Origin of the sequence: Enterobacter sp. FB (genome assembly GCF_000805795.1) — a bacterium.
In the GTDB taxonomy this organism is placed as follows: Bacteria; Pseudomonadota; Gammaproteobacteria; order Enterobacterales; family Enterobacteriaceae; genus Enterobacter; species Enterobacter roggenkampii.
In genome coordinates, this window is sequence record NZ_JSZC01000013.1 from 914,345 (window position 1) to 932,553 (window position 18,209).

The window sequence follows — 18,209 nt, forward strand, 5'->3', positions numbered from 1 at the left end:
GCTTACCGGGCCTACGATCCGAATGTAGGCCGGGTAAGGCAAAGCCGCCACCGAGCAATGAGGCAAGGAGTGCCCATGTCAAACTACCGTCGCCATTACGTCCCCGGTGGCACCTGGTTTTTCACCGTTAACCTGCAAAACCGTCAGAGCGATTTGCTTACCCGCCATATCGATAACCTGCGTTCCGCCACCTCAACGGTTAAGCGTGCGAAGCCCTTCACCATCAACGCGTGGGTTATTTTGCCTGAACATATGCACTGTATCTGGAGCCTACCGGACGGGGACAGTGATTTTTCCGCCCGCTGGCGGGATATCAAAAAGACATTCAGCCGCAGCATCGACATGCGCTATATCTGGCAGCCACGATTCTGGGAGCACACTATCCGCAACGAAGAGGACTACCGGCGGCATGTGGATTACATTTATGTCAATCCGCTGAAGCACGGCTATGTGGGTAAAGTCAGCGACTGGCCGTATTCAACGTTTCATCGGGACGTGGCTGAAGGGTTGTATCCGGTGGATTGGGCAGGAGAGATTGAGGATTTTGCCGCGGGGGAGCGGCGATAAAAACGCCCGGTGGCGCTACGCTTACCGGGCCTACAGGATCGCGCTTTCGTAGGCCGGGTAAGGCGTAGCCGCCACCCGGCAAATATCACGACTCAGTCCTCAAAGAACCAGTACCCGCTGTTGATCAGCGCGGCCAGCATCGCGAGGAAAGACGGGTCTTCCAGCGCATCGCCAAAGGTATCCGCAGTCAGCACCAGATGGCTGGCTATGGCTTCCAGCGCCGGTCGGTGTGGAGAGTCCAGCTTCTCGCCGTTGACGAACACATCCTCACCAATGCGCAGCACGCGCAACCCGCCCAGGCGCGTCAGCTTGTCGCCTTGCTGAAGCGCATCGTAAATCTCGTCAGCCTGATACGGCGGCTCCGGAGGCGCAACGTCCAGCTCGTGGCGGGACTGGCTAATAAACTCGCCAAACCACTGACGGAAATGTTCCGGCTCGTTGATCAGATCCAGCATCATGCCGCGCAGCTTATCCAGCTCCGCAGGCAGGATGTCTGCCGGGTGCTCACGCGCAGGCATGTCGGGATCGCTGTAACGATAGCTGCCCAGCTCGCGCTGCAGAACATAGTCGGCAAATCCGCTGATCATCTCGCGGCCGCTAGGCGCGCGGAACCCGACGGAGTAGTTGAGGGAGTTCTCCAGGGAGTAGCCTTCATGAGGGAATCCCGGCGGGATGTAGAGAATGTCGCCCGGCTCCAGCTCTTCGTCGATAATCCCTTCAAACGGATCAACCTGAAGCAGGTCCGGATGCGGGCAGTGCTGCTTCATCGGCACTTTTTCGCCCACGCGCCAGCGGCGGCGGCCCGTACCCTGAATGATGAACACATCGTACTGGTCCAGATGCGGGCCTACGCCGCCGCCCGGCACGGAGAAGGAGATCATCAGATCGTCCATGCGCCAGTCGGGCAGGGCGCGGAACGGACGCATTAAGGCGGCCGTCGGCTCATGCCAGTGGTTGACAGCCTGTACCAGCAGCGACCAGTTGTTTTCACCGAGGTGATCGTAGCTTTCGAAAGGACCGTGGCTAACCTGCCATTTCCCGTCCTGGTGGCTGACCAGGCGGCTGTCGACTTCGTTTTCCATGGCCAGACCGGCCAGCTCGTCAGGCGAGATAGGGTCGACAAAATTGCTGAACCCGCGTTTCAGAACGACCGGGCGTTTTTGCCAGTAACGTTCAATAAACTCGGGCCAGTTAAGCGTTAAGTGATAATCCATATTTTTTTATTCCGCAGGCTCTTACTGACTCGGATTATAACGGAAGCTCAGGTCCCCGGCTGCGAGATCCTCGCATTTTTCACATAACGGGTTAACTATCGTTCGATGTCGGCTGCTGGCGACCAAAAATGACCTCCATTCGCGCGCCGCCCAGCAAACTTTCGCTGGTTTCGATTTTCCCGTCATACTGGTCGACAATCTCCCGGGCGACGGCTAATCCAACGCCCTGGCCAGGACGTAGCGTATCGGCGCGCTGACCGCGATCGAACACCACATCACGTTTATTGCGCGGGATCCCCGGGCCATCATCCTCCACGATGATATGCAGTTCGTTATCCGTCTGGCGCGCCGACACTTCCACGAACTCAAGACAGTATTTGCAGGCGTTATCCAGCAGGTTGCCCATCACTTCCATGAAGTCATTTTTTTCACCCACAAAGCTTATCTCTGGCGAGATATCGAGGCTGATATTCACCCCTTTACGCTGATACACCTTGTTGAGGGCGGACGTGAGGTTATCCAGAAGCGGGGCGACCGGATGCAGCTCGCGGCTCAGCAGGGCGCTGCCGGAACGCATGCTGGCGCGGTGGAGGTAATAGCCAATTTGCTGGGAAATACGGCTGATCTGCTCCAGCATCACCGGCTCGGCATCGTCGACGCTCAGCTTCGAACTGCGCATGGAACGCAGGGTGCTTTGCATCACCGCGAGCGGGGTTTTCAGGCTGTGGGTCAGATCGGTAAGCGTCGTACGGTATTTATCATAGCGTTCGCGTTCACTTTTCAGCAGGCGGTTGAGGTTACGCACCAGGCTGGTGAGCTCGCGGGTGGTTTCCGGATTAAGCTTTTCGCGATGATGTTCTTCCAGCTCGCGAACCTCTTTCGCCAGTGATTCAATGGGGCGCAGGCTCCACCACGCCGCTATCCACAGCAGCGGGATCACCAGCAGCAGATTTGCCGCCAGAACGTAGATGAACCAGCTCCAGACCATATAAGAACGCTTCAGTTCGACCGGAATGGTGTCGATCACCACGATGGTCAGCTGCGGCATGTTTAGCGTCGCCGGATAAAGGTTAATCGCAACGGAGTGCGTCATCTCCGTTTCGGCGTCGTCGGCGCGGATCTCGTTCAGCTTTTGCTGCAGGGAACGATCTTCACGGATCAGCGAGCTGGTGGTGTTGAGATCGGCTTCAATTTCGTGAAACCCGTTGGTTTTAAGCCACTCCGGACGAATGCTTTTGACCAGCCACGGAATGTCGCGCTGCGCCCACAGCAGCTTTCCCTTTTCGTTGTAAATCAGGGCGAGGGTGGGGCTTTGCTGATTAAGGTTTTCCGGCATTTCGACGGTGATTCGGTTGTCTTCCCATTTCGCCAGGGTATAAAACAGATTGCTTTCGCCGCGTAAGAGACGAAAGGTCGTTTTATCGAAGCTGACGCTGTACCCCACCAGGGCGACCATGCCGTAGGAGAGCGACAGCACCAGCACCACCGCAGCCGTTGCCAGTAAAAAACGAACCCGCAGTGAGAGGGGCAGAAGATGACGCAAAATCCGTCTCATTTAGCGTAATTCAAACAGGTAGCCCTGACCGCGGACGGTGGTAATCACATCCTGCGGGTACTGGGCCTGAATTTTCTTACGCAGTCGTCCCATCAGCACGTCAATGGTATGGCTCTCGCGCAGTTCAGCGTCAGGGTAGAGCTGAAGCATTAAAGAATCTTTACTCACCACCTTGCCGCTGTTGCGGATCAGCGTTTCCATAATCGTATATTCGAATGCGGTCAGCTTGATGACTTCATCGTTAATTGAGAGCTCGCGGCGGGAGAGATCGACCTGGAAAGGCGGGATGGAAATAACCTGCGACGCCAGCCCGCTGTTGCGACGGAGCAGCGCCTGCATGCGGGCCGCCACCTCTTCAATATGGAACGGCTTAGTGACGTAATCATCTGCACCCGCGCTGAGCACTTCAACCTTATCCTGCCAGCCTTCACGAGCGGTCAACACCAGAACCGGCAGGGAAACATCGTGGCTGCGCCAGCGACGAATCAACGACAGGCCGTCTTCGTCAGGCAACCCTAAATCGACAATGGCGATATCCGGCAGGTGTTCATTGAGATAATAATCGGCTTCTTTTGCATCTTCAGCATCGTCCACCTGATGTCCCATCTCCTGAAGCTGAACCTTCAGGTGATGGCGTAGCAATGCGTTATCCTCAACAACCAGTACGCGCATCATCTTTTCTCCCAGAATAAATAGTATGAATAGTTTAACGCTGATTATGTTGCTGTGGGGATAAACATTGAGTAAACCGTGGAAAAGCAACCCCCTTTCCGGGCGGAAAGGGGGGAGAGGAGATTACTTCAGCTCGTCAACCATGGTGATGGCGCGGCCAATGTAGTTCGCCGGAGTCATCGCCTTCAGGCGGGTTTTCTCTTCTTCCGGCAGCGCCAGGCCGTCGATAAACTGCTTCATACCTTCGGCATCAACGCGTTTGCCGCGGGTCAGCTCTTTCAGCTTCTCGTACGGTTTTTCGATGCCGTAACGACGCATCACGGTCTGAATCGGCTCCGCCAGCACTTCCCAGTTGTGATCCAGTTCGTCCAGCAGACGATCGCGGTTCACTTCCAGCTTGCTCACGCCTTTCAGCGTGGACTGATACGCGATCAGCGCGTAGCCGATGCCCACGCCCAGGTTACGCAGTACGGTGGAGTCGGTCAGGTCGCGCTGCCAGCGGGATACCGGCAGTTTGCTCGCCATATGCTGCAGCACGGCGTTCGCCAGACCCAGGTTACCTTCGGAGTTTTCGAAGTCGATCGGGTTCACTTTGTGCGGCATGGTGGAAGAGCCGATTTCACCGGCGATGGTTTTCTGCTTGAAGTGGTTCAGGGCGATGTAGCCCCACACGTCACGATCGAAGTCGATCAGGATGGTGTTAAAGCGCGCGATGCAGTCAAACAGCTCGGCGATGTAGTCGTGCGGCTCAATCTGGGTGGTGTACGGGTTCCACTGAATGCCCAGCGAGGTCACGAACTCTTCGCTGAACTGGTGCCAGTCCACTTCCGGATACGCGGCGATGTGGGCGTTATAGTTACCGACCGCGCCGTTGATTTTGCCCAGAATTTCAACCTGTTCCAGCTGACGGTACTGGCGCTCCATACGGTACGCGACGTTCGCCATCTCTTTACCCATCGTGGATGGGGTGGCTGGCTGGCCGTGGGTACGGGAGAGCAGCGGAATGTCGCGGTATTCCACGGACAGCGCTTTCACCGCGTCGATGATTTTACGCCAGTAAGGCAGCACCACCTCTTTGCGCGCGGTGGAGAGCATCAGCGCATGAGAGAGGTTGTTGATGTCTTCAGACGTACAGGCGAAGTGAATGAACTCAGACACGGCGTGCAGCGCAGGAACGCTTTCCACTTTCTCCTTCAGGAAGTACTCAACCGCCTTCACGTCGTGGTTGGTGGTGCGCTCAATGGTTTTAATGCGCGCGGCGTCTTGTTCGCTAAACTCGGCAACGATTTTATCAAGGTAATCGTTTGCCTTTTCGTCAAAAGCAGGAACTTCCTTGATTGCTGCCTGGGCGGCCAGCTTTTGCAGCCAGCGTACTTCAACCTGAACACGGAACTTCAGCAAACCATATTCGCTGAAGATCCCGCGCAGCGCGCTGACTTTATCGCCGTAGCGTCCATCGACAGGGGATACGGCGGTCAGTGAGGATAATTCCATAATTCGCAACTCCGGGAGGTTAACAATGAGCAAGAATTTGTTTTGCCTGAGTGGTCAGGCGATTACGAGAAAACATTAGCTGCAGGCGGCCACCGCCAACCTGGTGCCACAGTACGGCGGCACGGATCCCTGCCAGCAGGGAGGCGCGTACTTTTGCCTGTACCTGCGGGCTTTGCAGCACGGCAGGGGAGCCGGTGACCTGAATCCGTGGGCCCAGCGGGCTGATGACGTCAACATAAATGCCGGCCATGGCGCTCAGCAGCGTGTCGGACTGCAGGTCAAAATGGTCAAGCTGACGCTGTAGCCCGGCAATGCGATCGCCCAGGGTATTAAGCGCACCTTTTGCTGCGCTCAGCTTACGCTCCAGCACCATCAGGCTCAACGTGTAGCGGGTCAGCTCTGCGTTTAACCCCTGACGGCTGCTGGCGTTAAGCACGCCAAGCAGGGTTTCAAGACCGAGACGAAGATTGGTTTCACTGCCACCGAACACGCCCAGGGTCGAACCGGGGTTGAGGTCGATAACGCTGTTGAGTGAAACGTGCAGGGCATCAGCGTCGCAATGACCCTGATGCGCCAGCTGTTGCACCAGACGGGCTGACTGGCAAATTCCCGCCAGCGCCAGGGTGATGTCATAGTAGTTCTTCGCCACACGGTCTCCTTTATGTGTGCAAACGCTGTTAAACAGCGGGCAGCGGCAGGCGCTGTTCAATGATCCCGCCGCCCAGGCAGATTTCGCCGCTGTAGAAGACAGCGGACTGACCCGGGGTGACGGCGGCGACCGGCTCGTCGAAGCGCACGTCAATGCGGTCGTCATCAAGCGCGGTAACGGTGCAAGGAATATCGGTCTGACGGTAGCGTGTTTTCACCGTGCAGCGCAGCGTGCCTTTCAGCGGCTCACGATCGACCCAGTGCAGCTGCTGCGCGATCAGGCCAACGGACATCAGACGCGGATGGTCATGGCCCTGAGCAACAACCAGAATATTGTTTTCGACATCTTTGTCGACCACGTACCACGGATCTTCGCTACCTTCTTTCGTCCCGCCGATACCCAGGCCTTTACGCTGGCCTAAGGTGTGGTACATCAGCCCCTGATGCTGGCCAATCTCTTCCCCGTCGACGGTGACAATTTTACCCGGCTGTGCGGGCAGGTAACGTCCGAGGAAATCGCGGAATTTGCGCTCGCCGATGAAGCAGATACCCGTAGAGTCTTTTTTCTTCGCGGTGATCAGGTCCAGCTCTTCGGCGATTTTACGCACCTGAGGCTTTTCCAGCTCGCCGACCGGGAACAGGCTCTGGGCGATTTGCTCGTGGCTCAGCGTATAGAGGAAATAGCTTTGATCTTTGTTGCCGTCCAGACCGCGCAGCAGCTGGCTTTTGCCATTCACGTCAGCGCGACGCACGTAGTGACCGGTCGCAATGTAGTCTGCGCCCAGATCTTCCGCGGCGAATTCCAGGAAGGCCTTAAATTTGATCTCTTTGTTGCACAGAATATCCGGGTTCGGCGTACGGCCCGCTTTGTACTCTTCGAGGAACAGTTCAAAAACGTTGTCCCAGTATTCTGCGGCAAAGTTAACGGTGTGCAGTTCAATGCCGAGCTTATCGCACACGGCCTGCGCATCGGCGAGATCCGCTGCGGCAGTGCAGTATTCCTCGCCGTCATCTTCCTCCCAGTTCTTCATGAACAGGCCCTCCACCTTATAGCCCTGTTGCTGTAACAGGTAGGCGGAAACGGAGGAATCGACACCGCCGGACATGCCGACGATCACTTTTTTCTGGCTGTTATCTGACATGGAATACTCACGACATTGAACTTCAAGGCGGCGTATTCTATCACGCCCCCCCACCATTGGCACCCTCTGTAAACGGCCAGTTAAATGCGCCGATGACATCCAGCGGCAGGCGTGCGCCTGACTGCCAGCAGCGGATGCTTTCCGCAACCAGCGGCGAGCGCAGGTTTGGCGCGTTCAGGATCTCGTCGGCGGTGACCCACAGACAGCGGTCGATATCGTCATCCTGCGGCTCAGTGGCGCACGTTTCGCTAAGCTCAACGGAAAATAAAAAACGCAGGAACGGTGTGCTGTCGGGCGCAATCCACTGGTGCATACGGATGAAGTGCTGGGGCTCGGCGTGAATACCGGTCTCTTCCCACAGCTCGCGTTTTGCCGCCTGCAGGAGGGTCTCATTGGCTTCAAGGTGCCCGGCAGGCTGATTCCACAGCGCTTTGCCGTTAATGCTCTCTTCGACAACAAGGAATTTCCCCCGGGCGTGGACCACGCAGGCAACCGTGACATGAGGTTTAAACATAGTGACTCCTTAAGAGGTAACGTCCCGCCATTCACCGTTTGCCAGCGTTTCCAGGGTGTAGTTACCCATGGCATAACGAATCAGGCGCAGGGTGGGGAAGCCGACGTGTGCGGTCATGCGCCGAACCTGGCGGTTGCGGCCTTCATAAAGGGTGATTTTAAGCCAGCTTGTCGGAATGGATTTGCGTTCGCGGATAGGCGGGTTACGCGGCCACAGCCACTCCGGTTCATTCACGCGTTCAATACCTGCCGGCAGGGTGGGACCGTCGTTTAGCGTGACGCCTTTGCGCAATTTTTCCAGCGTCTCGTCATCCGGCTCGCCTTCTACCTGGACGAAGTAAATTTTGCCGGTGCGTTTCCCCGGCTGCGTGAGTTTCGCCTGCAGCGCGCCGTCGTTGGTCAAGACCAGCAGGCCTTCGCTGTCGCGGTCCAGACGCCCGGCCGCGTAGACCCCCTGAACCGGGATGTAGTCCTTAAGCGTGCTGCGTCCGGCTTCATCGGTGAACTGCGGCAAAACATCGTAGGGTTTATTGAACAGAATCACCCGCTTTGGCTGGGTTTCTTGCGGTCGTCTGGCGGCTTGTCGCGAGCTGAATCGCTCAACCCGGTGTTTTGTAAAAGAAGTTTTCTTCATGGTATTTTCAGGCGTTATCAATTGCCGCATTATAGCCTAATAACGAAGACCTTTCATGGAGTCGGACAATCAGGTACTATCGAAGGGCTCATTACAATTTATTAACATAAGATCAGTAACAACCAGAAGCGCTCGAAGGAGAGGTTAATGGAAAGCAAAGTAGTTGTTCCGGCGGAAGGTAAAAAGATCACCCTGCAAAACGGCAAGATTAACGTTCCTCACAATCCGATCATTCCATTCATCGAAGGTGATGGTATCGGTGTAGACGTTACCCCGGCAATGCTGAAAGTGGTTGATGCCGCTGTTGAGAAAGCCTACAAAGGCGAGCGTAAAATTTCCTGGATGGAAATTTACACCGGTGAGAAATCGACGCAAGTTTATGGCCAGGACGTCTGGCTGCCAGCAGAAACGCTGGACCTGATCCGCGACTACCGCGTTGCTATCAAAGGCCCATTGACGACGCCAGTTGGCGGCGGCATCCGTTCCCTGAACGTGGCACTGCGTCAGGAGCTGGACCTGTACGTCTGTCTGCGTCCGGTTCGTTACTATCAGGGCACCCCAAGCCCGGTTAAGCACCCAGAACTGACCGACATGGTCATCTTCCGCGAAAACTCAGAAGACATCTACGCGGGTATCGAATGGAAAGCGGACTCTGCTGATGCAGAGAAAGTGATTAAATTCCTGCGCGAAGAGATGGGTGTGAAGAAAATTCGCTTCCCTGAGCATTGCGGTATCGGCATTAAGCCGTGCTCCGAAGAAGGGACCAAGCGTCTGGTGCGCGCGGCCATCGAATATGCGATCACCAACGACCGTGACTCTGTGACCCTGGTTCACAAAGGCAACATCATGAAGTTCACCGAAGGCGCGTTCAAAGACTGGGGCTACCAGTTGGCGAAAGAAGAGTTCGGCGGTGAGCTGATCGACGGCGGCCCATGGCAGAAGATCAAAAACCCGAACACCGGCAAAGAGATCGTCATTAAAGATGTGATCGCCGATGCGTTCCTGCAGCAGATCCTGCTGCGTCCTGCGGAATACGACGTGATTGCCTGTATGAACCTGAACGGTGACTACATCTCTGACGCCCTGGCAGCTCAGGTTGGCGGTATCGGTATCGCCCCTGGCGCGAACATCGGTGACGAGTGCGCCCTGTTCGAAGCTACCCACGGTACTGCACCAAAATATGCAGGCCAGGACAAAGTGAACCCGGGCTCTATCATCCTGTCCGCAGAGATGATGCTGCGTCATATGGAATGGTTCGAAGCCGCAGACCTGATCGTTAAAGGTATGGAAGGCGCAATCAACGCGAAAACCGTAACCTATGACTTCGAACGTCTGATGGAAGGCGCTAAGCTGCTGAAATGCTCAGAGTTTGGCGACGCGATTATCGCGAACATGTAATCCAGATTCTGGGTTAAACAAGAGCGGGGGCCTGAGGGTTCCCGTTTTTTTTGCCTCTGCCCGCGGGAGACAACCCGATGTTAGCCACTGTCCTTATCACTGTCGTTGCACTTATTCATCTCTACATTCTTGTGCTGGAAATGTTCCTGTGGAATACCAAAACAGGGCACAAGGCCTTTAATCTGCGTCCTGATTTTGCACGCGACACCCGCGTGCTGGCGGCGAATCAGGGTCTGTATAACGGGTTCCTGGCGGCGGGCCTGCTGTGGAGCCTCTGGCTCGGCGAAAACGGGATTCAGGTGGCCATCTTCTTTCTGACCTGCGTGCTGATCGCCGGGCTTTTTGGCGCAGCCACCGCCAGCCGAAAAATTTTGTACGTGCAGGCCATTCCCGCGCTCGCTGCGCTGCTTGCGTTACTCATCTGAAGCAATGCTTTGGTTGAGATAATGCGTCCGATATACTCGTGACGTTACCTTTATTGACCAGAGACGAGACTGTTATGCACAACGATATCCCCCTGAAATATTATGATATTGCCGATGAGTACGCGACGGAGGCTGCAGAGCAAGTCGCGGAATCAGAGCGCGACGCGCTTGCACACTATTTCCAGCTGCTGCTTACCCGCTTAGCGAATAATGAGGAGATCAGCGAGGAAGCCCAGCAGGAGATGGCCACAGAAGCCGGGATCCGTGCGGGTCGCATTGATGATGTTGCGAACTTCCTCAATCAGTGGGGAAATGAATAGCCTGCCTCAAAAACCGTTATGGTGATGCTTTGCGATACAGCTCAGCATCACGCTATCGGACCACATGCATTTTTTCCGCAGAATAGGCGAAGCGGGTTTATCGACAAGCAGCGCGAAAATAACGATCAGAAAAAAGAGTACTGCTGGAAAAACTAAGGATAATTTCACGTTTTTAACCAAAATAAGAGTGTGCTTCAGGGTAATCTACCGTCTGAATATGACGACTATATGTTTTGGCGGAAAAAATGGAAACGTCCGAGTGTAAAAAAACGAGCAGGACAGGCTTCATGTTAGGGGGCGACGCCGGTGAGTCGCTTCGCCAGCTCGCTCCGGGTGAGTGCTTTTGAAAAATACCATCCCTGGATCAGCGCGTCGGGATATCTGTCCGCAATAAAGCGATACTGAGTTTCATTTTCCACGCCCTCGAAAACAAGGGTTTTATTCAACTTCGCGAGGGCATCGCTGAAGATAACAAAGATGTTTTGCTTATAATCTTCGCTGATGCCATCCACCAGCGATTTATCGATTTTGATTTCATCATATTCAAGCTGTGACAGCCGCGCCAGATTTGAATTTTGTACGCCGAAATCATCGATTGAAATTTTAACGCCAAGCGATTTTAGTTCCTGGCAGAATCCCTCAAGGATATCCGCAGCGGAAACGGCTTTCTCAGAAAGCTCGACCTTCATCAGGGAAAGGGGAAGGTTGTTGACTAAGCACTCGCGACGCAAAATGTTAATAAACTGTCCGTCTTCAATTTCTTTCCGCCCAACGTTGATTGAAACGATCAGCTGATGCTTAATCGCCAGCGGGGCAATTTCTGAGAGAGATTTACCGATAACATTGCCATAATATCTTTTATACAGCCCGATTTTCTTAATTAATGGGATAAACAGCTCCGGCGAGACGTCTCCGTGTTTTTGATCGCGCCATCGCGACAGAACTTCCACGCCCACGATTTTTTGATCGCGAATGCGAATAATGGGCTGATAGTTAACGCTGAAGGTATTTGTTATCACGGCTTTGATTAGCGTACGTTCCAGCGAAAAACGGTCTTCATGGATACGGAAGACAAATAACGTTATCGCGGCCCAGATAAAGTAGAGAATGATCGCGAGAAACGTCAAGATAAACGGGGGTAACGAGGCCAGTCCCGCATCGTGATGTTTTACAATCACGCATAAATCCCACACGGCGCTGCACTGTGTAATGGTCAGGGTGAACAACGTGGAGTGCAGCCAGCTCCGCGCTCGCAGGTCGGGGGCAGCCGAAAAAAAGATCCGGCCAAAGTCCTTTGTGGTGGCACTCAGAGAATAGCTTGCGGTAACCGGGGTGAATTTATCGTAAGCATAGCGGGAGGTGAAGATAATAATATTATTATAAATGGCCGCATTGCCCGTGAAAAAGTCTTTTCTTGAAAACTGCGCGAGGAGAAAACCTCTCGGCGTTTTATGCAGTTCCGCAGGAAGTGGAACGGGCGTCGCGAGTTTACCCCAAAAAGCAGTACAGATAATTTTTCCTTTTTCAATAAAACCGATATCGCCGAAATAGAGGTTGTTAAGCTTTATTTGTCTGTAGCTATCAAGGCTGGTTTTATCACACCCCTGCGTCGTTATGCTTTTAAGGCCCAGCGCCACGTTTTGGGACAGGTCTTCGGAATAATGTAAAAGGGTCCGGGATATTTCAAGCTGTTTGGTTTTTTGCTGACCAAGGATAACCGCATTGACCGCATAAAGAGACAGGATGACCAGAAGCGTTGAAACGATCGCAACGGCAATGCGCTTTTTCATTTTCCGGTTATCCTGTCCGCTCCCTGAATTCATAAATCTTAACACAGCCTGGGCAAGGCACAAGCCTGATAGTCACGCCGGGTGAGCAAATTCGGGCGGGTGAACTCATACGAAAGCATCAGTTTTTTAAGACAATTCTCAGCTAAGATATTTTCATTGCGATCGGCAACGTCAGGTAAACCACGGGTTCTTCTTTCAGATCCTTCATGCTTGTTTATTCTATTAAGGAAAACATCGTGCGCAACGTGATGATCCCTATTCTCAGTGCCCTGTTTCTTTTTCTGATCGGCATACTGATTATTAACTGGCAGTTATGGCAGATGGCGAAAATGAATAACGTTCATACCGCCACGGTAAGCACCCAGAAAATAGAAAGCATTTTGTCGGAAGCCGTCAGTGCGGCCAGCACGGCGAAGCGCGTTGCGGAGCAGGGGTGTACCAGCAGCGGGCAGCTGGCGCTGGGGACAGAAGCTGCGCTAAAACCGCATCTGCGCGCCATCATGATCCAGCAGCAGGGTGAAATCATCTGTACATCCCTTCCGGGGAATGGCGTATTGATTGTTCATCCGGAGACGCTACCTGAAAAAGAATTAATGCTGCTCCCCGGTAATCGACTGGTGAACGGGATCCCGGTACTTGTCTTCCAGATGCCCATCGCAGGCGGGCGCATCATCGTCAGCGTCAGCGATGCGCATTTGCAGGACGTCATCGCGAACGCATCAAACAGCGTTGACCTGGGGTTGGTTGTCGGCGAAAGCATGTTTACGCGCAACGGTGACGTGACCGGCTGGAAAGCGGCCTCGTGGACGGGTTCACTTACGGCATCTTCGCAATTCCCCTTTAGTCTGGCCTGGCAACCGCCTGCCTTTTTTAGCCTGACGCGGCTACTGCACCAGGGCTGGAGCCTGATACTGCTGATTCTCGCGCTATCCCTGGCGGTGGGCATTTTGATCCGCCGATACAAGGGAAAAAGCACCACCTTTGAAGACGATTTGCGTAAGGCCATTTTGCAGGGAGAGATCGTGCCTTATTATCAGCCGATCGTGAACGGGGACACCGGCGGGTTATACGGGGTTGAAGTCCTGGCAAGGTGGAAGCATCCAAAGTCTGGGTTTATCCCGCCGGATGTCTTTATTCCGATTGCTGAACGTAGCGGGTTGATTATTCCGCTGACCAAAGGCTTGATGGCGAAAGTGGTCACACAGCTTAAGCCGCTGTTGCCGAAGCTACCGGATGGGTTCCATATCGGGGTGAACATCAGCGCCAGACACATTGATGCCCCTTCTTTCCTCGGTGACTGTCGTCTCTTCGGCAAGGGGTTTCAGGGTAAAGCCGTGAAGCTGGTTCTCGAGGTGACCGAACGTGAACCGTTGATCGATAATCCTCATCTGGTGGAAAACCTCAACGCGCTGCATAACGCCGGTTTTGTCATTGCACTGGATGATTTTGGGACGGGGTATTCCGGGCTGTCATGTCTTAATGCGCTTGCCATAGATTATATTAAAATTGATAAAAGCTTTGTTAACCGGGTTTCTGAGGAGAAGGACTCAACGATCCTGCTGGGCTGCGTTATTGACCTGGCGAAAAAACTTTCATTGCGTATCGTGGCCGAAGGCGTAGAAACGAAAGAGCAGCTGGAGTACCTCAACCGTAATGAAATTACCCTGTTGCAGGGGTATTATTTTGGTAAACCCGTCTCCTATATCGATTTTATTAAAGTCATTTTATCTAAGCCCAGGGAGGCCGTGATGCTGTAAAACGTCAGGCGCTGTAAAAAAATCAGGAATAGAGCGGGTTGCCTGGCGGTGAAAAACAAAATAAAGACGAGCTTCTGTTGTATGCTTAAGTGCAATTCATTTTCCTCTTATCCTGAGCTTTGTTACAGTGACAAGAGTTGTCAGCCAGGGATATCAGGCGTGATAAGGTGGAAAAGCTCGTGCATGTGAAAAATACTTTTTACACAACAACCATTACCGTCATCATTGTCTCATTGATCATCTCGCTGGCGCTTGCCGTCCAAATTGCCACGTCCAGACAGCAGTCAATCCAGCAAATTAATACCAGCGTCGCTAATCTTAGCCACACCCTGGATGTTTATACTGAAGGGATCATGCGCCAGAGTGAAATGTTAATTACTACCGTTTCCGACATAATCGAAATTTATGGCATGACCCCGCAGCAGGCGACCAATATTCAGCACATGATCCATAATCAGGATAACCTTCTTACCCAGATTAATAATGTGGTTGTTTACGATGCTCAGGGCGATATCTTCACCGCGCTGCATGAAAGTTTCACGGGGCCACGCAAAGGCTCGGACAGAGAGTTTTTTATCTATCACCAGGAAAATAAAACTCAGCAGGTCTTTATTGGGGAGCCGGTGGTAAGCAGAACCAATGGCAAATGGGTTATCACCCTCAGTCGGCGCCTTGAAACCCAGTCCGGGGCATTTAACGGTGTCGTGGTGGTGACGCTCGGTATTGAAAATTTTCTGGCACTCTACGGGCAGATTAATATCGGCCACTCGGGCGTCATCGGCTTAACGACGCAATCAGGCGTGCTGCTGGTCCGTTATCCCTTTAAAAATACCTATATCGGCACGATTGTTTCTGATTCACCGCTCTTCAGGAAATATCTCAAAGTACAAAATACGGGGATAGCCAGCTCCATCTCACGGTTTGATAAAATCGAGCGCATCTATGCCTATGAGAAAAACAGACGCTACGGACTGGTCACCACAGTGGCCGTTAGCATTGATGAAGCTCTTGCACCCTGGCGCAAGCAGGCGATTCAGCTGGCGGTACTCATTTTCGTGTTTACGGCGATACTCATCGTGGCGTCGTACTTCCTGTATTCCGACCTGTCCCGAAAAACACGGGATAACAAAGCGCTGAAGATTATCGCTTCAGAAGATGCGTTGACCGGGCTGTACAACCGCCGCGTCTTTGATGAAAAAATCCTCTCGGAAATTGCTACGTGCGCCGCGCATGACGCGCCGATTTCGGTACTGATCGTGGACGTGGACTACTTCAAAAAATACAACGATAACTATGGTCATCCTGAAGGGGACCGGTGTCTGGCAATGCTCGGAAACAGCCTCAGGGAGAGCCTTACCCGTGATAATCAGCTTGTGGCGCGCTACGGCGGAGAGGAGTTTGCGCTGATATTGCCGGATGCGGATATTCAGGAGGCACTTCGTCTGGCCCAGACGATTATTCGCAATGTGTTCTCGCTGCAAATCGCGCATGCCTTTAGCCCCTTCGGCCGGGTGACGGTAAGCGTCGGAATTTCCACCGCCCGTGCCGTCGACATTGCAGGCAGCCAGCAAAATATCATTATTGCCGCAGACCAGGCGCTCTATCAGGCGAAACGCGCGGGACGTAACCGGTACGCGTTTGTTGGGGTATGAGAAAAAAAAGCCCACTCAGGAGTGGGCAAGAAATACTGGAAGCAATGTGAGCAATGTCGTACTGAATACTTGAGTGTTTCTCTCAACTATTCAGTGTTGAGAAAGATAATCTTTCTCAACAAAAGATGCAACCCCACAGTTTCTGTGGCCCGTACATTTTTTTGATGAATAATTCCCCACTCTCTCATTGTGATGCTTATCACAAATTTCCTTTCTGGAATCCTGTGCTATTCTTTTTTGTGTCGTTGATTTAATGACAAAAACCATACAGAGAGGAAAGTTATGGGAATTTTATCCTGGATTATCTTTGGGCTTATTGCGGGTATTCTGGCGAAGTGGATCATGCCGGGCAAAGATGGCGGTGGGTTTATCGTCACCGTAATACTGGGTATTGTCGGCGCGGTAGTCGGCGGCTGGATCAGTACGCTGTTCGGTTTTGGCAAGGTCGATGGCTTTAACTTCGGCAGTTTCGCCGTCGCGGTGATCGGTGCGCTGGTTGTTCTGTTTATCTACAGAAAGATCAAAAGCTAAGGTCTTAAAGCGTTGAAAAAGGCTGCCAGATGGCGGCCTTTTTACGTACTGGCGTTTACCACCAGCCAAGCTGCGTGCCTGCAAACGCCGCGATGGCAACGATCAGCATAATGACGGTTGTCATCCGCATTTATGCCCCCGGCGCCGCGTAACCGCCGACAAAAAACCACGCTAAAAATACCACCGCCGTTATAAATATAACGACCGGGAAGAGGATCCCTATTCTCATACCATCACCTGTTTCGGTTTCTGTAACGCCGTAGAGTGTACGGGGTTAATCAATGGTGAGAAAGCGTGATTTGCTTTTTCCTTTCTTATCCTGATACATCGCGACATCCGCAGCGCGTAACGCGCTGTCAGGATCGGTTGCGGCAGGGTCCACTTCGATCACGCCGAAGCTGGCGCCCGGATAAATAATATGAACGCTGCCCAGCCAGTATTCGCCAGCGATGCAGGCGCTGAGGCGCGTTTTGAGCAGCGTAAGCTGCGCGTTATCCCCGTCCTGGTGGGGCTGGCTTAGCGACGCCACCAGAAATTCATCCCCGCCCAGACGACCGATAATATCGTCCTGCTGTTTCTCTTCCGTCAAACGCTTACCCACTTCTATCAGGAACTGGTCGCCAGCCTCGTGGCCGTAACGATCGTTAATCAGTTTGAAATCATCCAGATCGATGAACGCGATGATGGCGTTACGCTTAAGGTGCCGGGCCAGAGAAAAGAGGGTGGTCAGATCTTCAAAAATGGCGCGACGGTTGGGTAAACCGGTAAGGGCATCCGTATAGGAGTGCGCGATGAGGGCCGCATTGGCTTCGCGAAGCTGGGTGACCAGCGACTCTTTCTGAATGGACTGGGCGATCAGCCCGGCGAAGAGCTTCAGAACCTGTTCACCGCGCTCGCTCAGCGGCTTTCTGGCCGTGCTGGTGGCACAGAGCGTTCCGTAAAGTGAACCATCCGCAAGATGGACAGGAATACTCATGTAGGTGGTAATGCCAAGTGCTTTCGCTGCTTCACACTCGGGCCAACGCTCGGGCACGTCATTGCTGAATATCGTGTCACTATCCAGCGCGCGCTTGCACAGCGTCTCATCCCATGGGACGCTCAGCCCCTCCGGGATCGTCATCTGCTTGCTGTTGCGGGCGTAGAGAATGTGCTGTAGCCGCGCTTCGATATCCACCTTCGTCAGGTAGGTCGACTCCATGTCGGTGACAATCTCCAGCATCTCCAGCAGCTGGCGAACGAGGCTTTCAAGGGATTGCTCGGTGGCAAGGGTTTCTGAAACGCGAGCGAGGATAAGATCCGACATGACGTAGAATAACTCCCAGGCAGAAGACGTCTGCATCTGCATGTTATGCTGAATTTTTAGGCTTCAGACATAGTAAAACATGAATACAGAAAATTTAATATATGCAGGGGGCGGGCAGCAGGCGAGAAAAAAGCCCCGTTGTTGAGACCGGGGCAAAGACATCTTGATTACGGAATGATGTTCTCTGGTCATATCGAGAACATGCCACACTATAGTGCTGAAAAGTGCAGTTAAAATGGAGAAATCATGGAGAACGTGGCGATGACCCGTTACCCTTAGACTCTGATGACGTCAAAAGGATCAATGAGATGAGATTTCTGCTTCTGGCGCTGGCGCTTGCCCTGGCCGCCTGCACCGCCAAAACCACGCCACCTGATGCACCGAAACCGCCGCACGTTATCGGTATGGCGAACCCAGCTTCCGTCTACTGTCTGGAGAAAGGCGGGGAACAGGTCCCGTTTCAAAGCCCGCAGGGCGTGCGTACCGAGTGCAAATTACCGGGCGGCGAAGTGATTGATGAATGGACGCTCTATCGTCGCGACCATCCGCAACCCGCCAGGTGACAAAGTAATATTGCCTGCGATACACTTCTCT

19 protein-coding genes are annotated in these 18,209 nt (G+C 53.4%); 8 read left to right on the forward strand and 11 right to left on the reverse strand.

The window, feature by feature from the left end:
- Positions 1-75: 75 nt before the first annotated feature.
- Positions 76-567, forward strand: a complete 492-nt coding sequence (locus tag PI91_RS11240; RefSeq protein WP_039266146.1) for a transposase — start codon at positions 76-78, stop codon at positions 565-567.
- Between the two features lie 92 nt (positions 568-659).
- On the opposite strand, the gene PI91_RS11245 is transcribed toward PI91_RS11240, so the two are convergent.
- The 8 genes from PI91_RS11245 to rluE form a co-directional block, all read right to left on the reverse strand.
- Positions 660-1,781 (reverse strand): cupin domain-containing protein, encoded by a 1,122-nt coding sequence (locus tag PI91_RS11245; protein WP_039266147.1) that lies wholly within the window; start codon positions 1,779-1,781, stop codon positions 660-662.
- 91 nt (positions 1,782-1,872) lie between these two features.
- Positions 1,873-3,336, reverse strand: a complete 1,464-nt coding sequence (phoQ, locus tag PI91_RS11250) for a two-component system sensor histidine kinase PhoQ (protein ID WP_008500759.1) — start codon at positions 3,334-3,336, stop codon at positions 1,873-1,875.
- Positions 3,337-4,008, reverse strand: a complete 672-nt coding sequence (gene phoP / locus PI91_RS11255; RefSeq protein WP_025911763.1) for a two-component system response regulator PhoP — start codon at positions 4,006-4,008, stop codon at positions 3,337-3,339.
- Positions 4,009-4,131: 123 nt separating this feature from the next.
- On the reverse strand, positions 4,132-5,502 hold the full coding sequence (purB, locus tag PI91_RS11260; protein WP_008500757.1) for an adenylosuccinate lyase: 1,371 nt from the start codon (positions 5,500-5,502) through the stop codon (positions 4,132-4,134).
- A gap of 19 nt (positions 5,503-5,521) precedes the next feature.
- A complete protein-coding gene (gene hflD / locus PI91_RS11265) occupies positions 5,522-6,151 on the reverse strand; it encodes a high frequency lysogenization protein HflD (protein WP_008500756.1) in 630 nt (209 codons plus the stop codon).
- Between the two features lie 28 nt (positions 6,152-6,179).
- Positions 6,180-7,292, reverse strand: a complete 1,113-nt coding sequence (gene mnmA / locus PI91_RS11270; protein ID WP_021241033.1) for a tRNA 2-thiouridine(34) synthase MnmA — start codon at positions 7,290-7,292, stop codon at positions 6,180-6,182.
- Positions 7,293-7,332: 40 nt separating this feature from the next.
- Positions 7,333-7,806 carry an NUDIX hydrolase gene (locus PI91_RS11275; protein WP_039266148.1) on the reverse strand — a complete coding sequence of 158 codons (474 nt, stop codon included), beginning with the start codon at positions 7,804-7,806 and terminating at the stop codon, positions 7,333-7,335.
- 9 nt (positions 7,807-7,815) lie between these two features.
- The gene (gene rluE / locus PI91_RS11280) at positions 7,816-8,469 is read right to left on the reverse strand and encodes a 23S rRNA pseudouridine(2457) synthase RluE (RefSeq protein WP_008500753.1); all 654 of its coding nucleotides are present in this window, start codon (positions 8,467-8,469) and stop codon (positions 7,816-7,818) included.
- A 117-nt stretch (positions 8,470-8,586) separates the two neighbouring features.
- Here rluE and icd point away from each other — a divergent pair, with 117 nt between their 5' ends.
- The 3 genes from icd (at position 8,587) to PI91_RS11295 (ending at position 10,582) form a co-directional block, all read left to right on the forward strand.
- Positions 8,587-9,837, forward strand: coding sequence for an NADP-dependent isocitrate dehydrogenase (gene icd, locus PI91_RS11285; protein ID WP_023292761.1), 1,251 nt, complete (start codon positions 8,587-8,589; stop codon positions 9,835-9,837).
- Positions 9,838-9,914: 77 nt separating this feature from the next.
- Positions 9,915-10,262, forward strand: coding sequence for a DUF1304 domain-containing protein (locus PI91_RS11290; RefSeq protein WP_008500751.1), 348 nt, complete (start codon positions 9,915-9,917; stop codon positions 10,260-10,262).
- Between the two features lie 74 nt (positions 10,263-10,336).
- Positions 10,337-10,582 (forward strand): DUF2543 family protein, encoded by a 246-nt coding sequence (locus tag PI91_RS11295; RefSeq protein WP_025911748.1) that lies wholly within the window; start codon positions 10,337-10,339, stop codon positions 10,580-10,582.
- A gap of 290 nt (positions 10,583-10,872) precedes the next feature.
- On the opposite strand, the gene PI91_RS11300 is transcribed toward PI91_RS11295, so the two are convergent.
- Positions 10,873-12,372, reverse strand: coding sequence for a cyclic diguanylate phosphodiesterase (locus PI91_RS11300; RefSeq protein ID WP_039266149.1), 1,500 nt, complete (start codon positions 12,370-12,372; stop codon positions 10,873-10,875).
- Between the two features lie 236 nt (positions 12,373-12,608).
- Here PI91_RS11300 and PI91_RS11305 point away from each other — a divergent pair, with 236 nt between their 5' ends.
- The 3 genes from PI91_RS11305 (at position 12,609) to PI91_RS11315 (ending at position 16,312) form a co-directional block, all read left to right on the forward strand.
- Positions 12,609-14,129 (forward strand): EAL domain-containing protein, encoded by a 1,521-nt coding sequence (locus PI91_RS11305; RefSeq protein WP_084635643.1) that lies wholly within the window; start codon positions 12,609-12,611, stop codon positions 14,127-14,129.
- 167 nt (positions 14,130-14,296) lie between these two features.
- Positions 14,297-15,781, forward strand: a complete 1,485-nt coding sequence (locus PI91_RS11310) for a diguanylate cyclase (RefSeq protein ID WP_369804006.1) — start codon at positions 14,297-14,299, stop codon at positions 15,779-15,781.
- Between the two features lie 282 nt (positions 15,782-16,063).
- Positions 16,064-16,312 carry a GlsB/YeaQ/YmgE family stress response membrane protein gene (locus tag PI91_RS11315; RefSeq protein ID WP_008500746.1) on the forward strand — a complete coding sequence of 83 codons (249 nt, stop codon included), beginning with the start codon at positions 16,064-16,066 and terminating at the stop codon, positions 16,310-16,312.
- Positions 16,313-16,442: 130 nt separating this feature from the next.
- Here the strand turns inward: PI91_RS11315 and PI91_RS25660 are convergent, their stop codons facing one another.
- Positions 16,443-16,541: a YoaK family small membrane protein gene (locus PI91_RS25660; RefSeq protein ID WP_014883431.1), complete on the reverse strand. Its 99-nt coding sequence runs from the start codon at positions 16,539-16,541 to the stop codon at positions 16,443-16,445.
- Positions 16,542-16,586: 45 nt separating this feature from the next.
- On the reverse strand, positions 16,587-17,615 hold the full coding sequence (locus PI91_RS11320) for a sensor domain-containing diguanylate cyclase (protein ID WP_031274981.1): 1,029 nt from the start codon (positions 17,613-17,615) through the stop codon (positions 16,587-16,589).
- Positions 17,616-17,923: 308 nt separating this feature from the next.
- Here PI91_RS11320 and PI91_RS11325 point away from each other — a divergent pair, with 308 nt between their 5' ends.
- Positions 17,924-18,178, forward strand: a complete 255-nt coding sequence (locus PI91_RS11325) for a DUF333 domain-containing protein (protein ID WP_039266150.1) — start codon at positions 17,924-17,926, stop codon at positions 18,176-18,178.
- The last annotated feature ends 31 nt before the right edge of the window (positions 18,179-18,209 follow it).

Coding starts and splice junctions, on each gene's coding strand:
- PI91_RS11240 (WP_039266146.1), top strand. CDS start 76: ATGTCAAACTACCGTCGCCATTACGTCCCCGGTGGCACCTGGTTTTTC.
- PI91_RS11245 (WP_039266147.1), bottom strand. CDS start 1,781: ATGGATTATCACTTAACGCTTAACTGGCCCGAGTTTATTGAACGTTAC.
- phoQ (WP_008500759.1), bottom strand. CDS start 3,336: ATGAGACGGATTTTGCGTCATCTTCTGCCCCTCTCACTGCGGGTTCGT.
- phoP (WP_025911763.1), bottom strand. CDS start 4,008: ATGCGCGTACTGGTTGTTGAGGATAACGCATTGCTACGCCATCACCTG.
- purB (WP_008500757.1), bottom strand. CDS start 5,502: ATGGAATTATCCTCACTGACCGCCGTATCCCCTGTCGATGGACGCTAC.
- mnmA (WP_021241033.1), bottom strand. CDS start 7,292: ATGTCAGATAACAGCCAGAAAAAAGTGATCGTCGGCATGTCCGGCGGT.
- PI91_RS11275 (WP_039266148.1), bottom strand. CDS start 7,806: ATGTTTAAACCTCATGTCACGGTTGCCTGCGTGGTCCACGCCCGGGGG.
- rluE (WP_008500753.1), bottom strand. CDS start 8,469: ATGCGGCAATTGATAACGCCTGAAAATACCATGAAGAAAACTTCTTTT.
- icd (WP_023292761.1), top strand. CDS start 8,587: ATGGAAAGCAAAGTAGTTGTTCCGGCGGAAGGTAAAAAGATCACCCTG.
- PI91_RS11290 (WP_008500751.1), top strand. CDS start 9,915: ATGTTAGCCACTGTCCTTATCACTGTCGTTGCACTTATTCATCTCTAC.
- PI91_RS11295 (WP_025911748.1), top strand. CDS start 10,337: ATGCACAACGATATCCCCCTGAAATATTATGATATTGCCGATGAGTAC.
- PI91_RS11300 (WP_039266149.1), bottom strand. CDS start 12,372: ATGAAAAAGCGCATTGCCGTTGCGATCGTTTCAACGCTTCTGGTCATC.
- PI91_RS11315 (WP_008500746.1), top strand. CDS start 16,064: ATGGGAATTTTATCCTGGATTATCTTTGGGCTTATTGCGGGTATTCTG.
- PI91_RS25660 (WP_014883431.1), bottom strand. CDS start 16,541: ATGAGAATAGGGATCCTCTTCCCGGTCGTTATATTTATAACGGCGGTG.
- PI91_RS11320 (WP_031274981.1), bottom strand. CDS start 17,615: ATGTCGGATCTTATCCTCGCTCGCGTTTCAGAAACCCTTGCCACCGAG.
- PI91_RS11325 (WP_039266150.1), top strand. CDS start 17,924: ATGAGATTTCTGCTTCTGGCGCTGGCGCTTGCCCTGGCCGCCTGCACC.